The organism is Streptomyces sp. NPDC101237, assembly GCF_044767465.1.
In the GTDB taxonomy this organism is placed as follows: domain Bacteria; phylum Actinomycetota; class Actinomycetes; order Streptomycetales; family Streptomycetaceae; genus Streptomyces; species Streptomyces gramineus.
On sequence record NZ_JBIWNY010000066.1, the window covers coordinates 1 to 3,035 of the forward strand.

Below are 3,035 nucleotides of genomic sequence, written 5' to 3' on the forward strand. Positions count from 1 at the left end.
CATCCATTGCATGCGGTTGGTCCAGCCGGCGTGGGTGGAGGCGACGCCCTTGGGTGTGCCGGTCGACCCGGAGGTGTAGTACACCGAGATCAGGTGGTCCCCCGTGACACCGCTGCCGGGGCCCGCCGGGGACGACTCGGTGAGCGTTCCTGGACCGCAGTCCAGCACCGCGCACCCGGCACCGGACCCGTCGCGGGCCCCGGCGAGCAGGGCCGCCCGCTCGGCGTCCGCGCAGGCCACCGGGGCGCCCGCGTCGGTCAGCACCTGGACGGCGCGGGCGACGGGCAGGTCCGGGTCGAGCGGGACGAAGGCGCCGCCCGCCTTGAGGACGGCCAGGAGGGTGACGGCCATCTCGGCGGAGCGGTCCATCCAGAGGCCGACGGGGGTGTCGGCGACGACTCCGGCCTCGCGGAGGCGGGTGGCCAGGTGGTTGGCGCGGCCGGTGAGTTCGGCGTAGGAGAGGGTGCTCTCGGAGTCGGTGACCGCCGGCGCGTGCGGGGTCGCCGCCGCCACCGCGTCCACCAGATCCGTCAGCAGGCCCTCCGGGAACACCGTGGCCTCGCCCAGCCCCGTGGCGAGCAGCCGCTCGCGTTCTGCCGCGTCGACCATGCCGACACCGGAGACGGGACGGCCCGGCTCGGCCAGCGCGTTGCGCAGGAACGTGACGAAGTGCCGCATCAGCCGGCTGATCGTGGCCGGTTCGAACAGATCCGATGCGTAGTAGGCGATCCCGGAGAACGTGTCGCCTGAGCGGGTGAGGGCCACGCTCAGGTCGAACCGCGACTTGCCGTCGACCAGCTCCACCCGCTCGGTCTCCAGACCGGGCAGGACCAGGTCGTCGGTCTCCTCGTCGCCCAGCGCGAACAGCACCTGGAACAGCGGGTTGCGGCTCGGGTCCCGCTCCGGCTGGAGCTCCTCCAGCACGGCTTCGAAGGGGAGTTCCTGATGCTCGTAGGAGGACAGGGTGTTCGCCCGGGTACGGGCCAGCAGCTCCTCGAACGACGGGTCGTCGTCCAACTCGGTTCGGATCAGCAGGGTGTTGACGAAGTAGCCGATCATCTCATCGAGTTCGGGCCGCACCCGCCCGGCGATCGGCGTGCCCAGGGTGACGTCCCGGGTCGCCGAGTGCCGGGCGAGGACCACGCTGAACGCGGCCGTCAGCGTCATGAACGCGGTCGCGTTGTGCTCCCGTGAGAAGCGGTTGACCGCCGCCCCCAGCTCGCCGTCCACGGTGAACGAGAACTGGGCGCCGTTCCCGGTGCGCACGGTCGGCCGGGGCCGGTCCGTCGGCAGTTCGTCGGTGCTCGCGCCGGCCAGCCGCTGCCGCCAGTGCTCCAGCTGGTGCCCCAGCCGCTCCGGCGTCTGGTGGTCCCGGCTCCACGCCGCGTAGTCCCCGTACTGGAGCGGCAGCGACGGCAGTTGCGGCTCGCGGCCGGCCGCCAGGGCCGTGTAGGCCCGGGACAGCTCCGACCACAGCACCCGCATCGAGGTGCCGTCGATCGCGATGTGGTGGACCACCAGCACCAGCAGCGCGTCGTCCTCGGCCAGCCGCACCACCGCGACCCGGAAGACGGGCCCGGTGGCCAGCGAGAACGGCTCACGCATCAGCGAACGGGCGAACTCCAGTCCCGCCGCGTACCGTTCGCCGGCGCTGTCCCCGACGACGTCGTGGACCGGCACCTCGACCGGCGCGGCCGGCAGCACCCGGGGGACGGGGGCGCCGTCCCGCTCGTCGAAGACCGTCCGCAGCACCTCGTGCCGGCCGGCCACCACGGTGAAGCTCCGGGCCAGCACCTCGGCGTCGAGCGCGCCGCGGACCCTGATCACGGTGGACGTGTTGTAGCCCGGCATCATCTGCTCCAGGAGCCACATCCGCTCCTGCGAGTACGACGCCACCCGCGCGTCGGGACCGGCCACCGCAATGGCCGTCGCCGCCGCGTCGGCGCGCTGGGCGGTACGGGCGCCCTGGAGCAGCGACCTGACCTGTGCGCGCCGTGCCTCCCGCGGGTCCGCCTGGGGTGTCCTGCTCGTGGTCATGAGCGGGTCCTCTCGGCGGTCGTGTCCCCGGCCTGGTCCGTCTCCGGGTCGCCGACCGCGTCCAGCAGCAGGTTCTCCAGGGCGGTGGCCATGGTGTGGATCGTCGGGTTGTCGAAGATCAGCGCCAGCGGGACGTCCACGGACAGCGCCGAACGCAGTCGGGAGACGATCCGGGTGGCGAGCAGCGAATGCCCGCCCAGCGCGAAGAAGTTGGCGTGGATGTCCAGGTCGGTCCGGTCCAGCACCTCCGACCAGATGCCGTCGATGAGCTGCTCGGCCTCGGTGGCCGGCCGCACCGCGACCGCGTCCGCCTCGAAGCGCGGCCGGGGCAGCGCCCGGTGGTCCGTCTTGCCGTTGGCGTTGACGGGGATGCGGTCCAGGACGGTGATGCTGGAGGGGATCATGTACAGGGGCAGCAGATCGCTGAGGTGCGTGGTGAGCCCGGCCGGCAGCTCGCCCTCGGGGCCGTCCTGCTCGGCGGTGATGTAGGCGGCGAGGCGCTGGTCGCCGGGGACGGGTTCCCACTTGGTGACGACGGCGTCGCGGACGCCGGGGTGGCGGCGCAGGGTGTGCTCGATCTCGGCGGGTTCGATGCGGATGCCGCGGATCTTCACCTGACTGTCCGCGCGCCCCAGGAACGACAGCCTGCCGTCCGGGCGCCGCACGCCCCGGTCGCCGGTACGGTACAGCCGCTCGCCGTCCGCGTACGGGTGCGGGACGAAGGCCGCGGCGGTCTTGCGGGCGTCACCCAGGTAGCCGCGGGCCAGGCCCACGCCGCCCAGGTACAGCTCCCCGGGGACACCGTCGGGCACCGGGTTGAGGTGCTGGTCCAGGATCACCACCTGGTTGTTGGCGATCGCCTCGCCGAGGGACACGTCACCGGCCCACTCGTCCTCCGGGACACAGGTGTGGCTGGTGGAGTCGATGGAGACTTCGGTGGCGCCCCATTGGTTGTGGAGGCGGGCGGGGGTGTGGGCGAGTCGGTCGTGGAATTTGGC

At 72.7% G+C, this 3,035-nt stretch carries 2 protein-coding genes; both read right to left on the reverse strand.

Annotation, left to right across the window (positions count from 1 at the left end; genetic code table 11):
• The coding region (locus ACIRQ9_RS40315; protein ID WP_404185755.1) for a condensation domain-containing protein at positions 1 to 2,037 on the reverse strand (2,037 nt) is incomplete at its 3' end.
• The coding region (locus ACIRQ9_RS40320) for a phosphopantetheine-binding protein (protein ID WP_404185758.1) at positions 2,034 to 3,035 on the reverse strand (1,002 nt) is incomplete at its 5' end. The genes ACIRQ9_RS40315 and ACIRQ9_RS40320, both read right to left, overlap by 4 nt.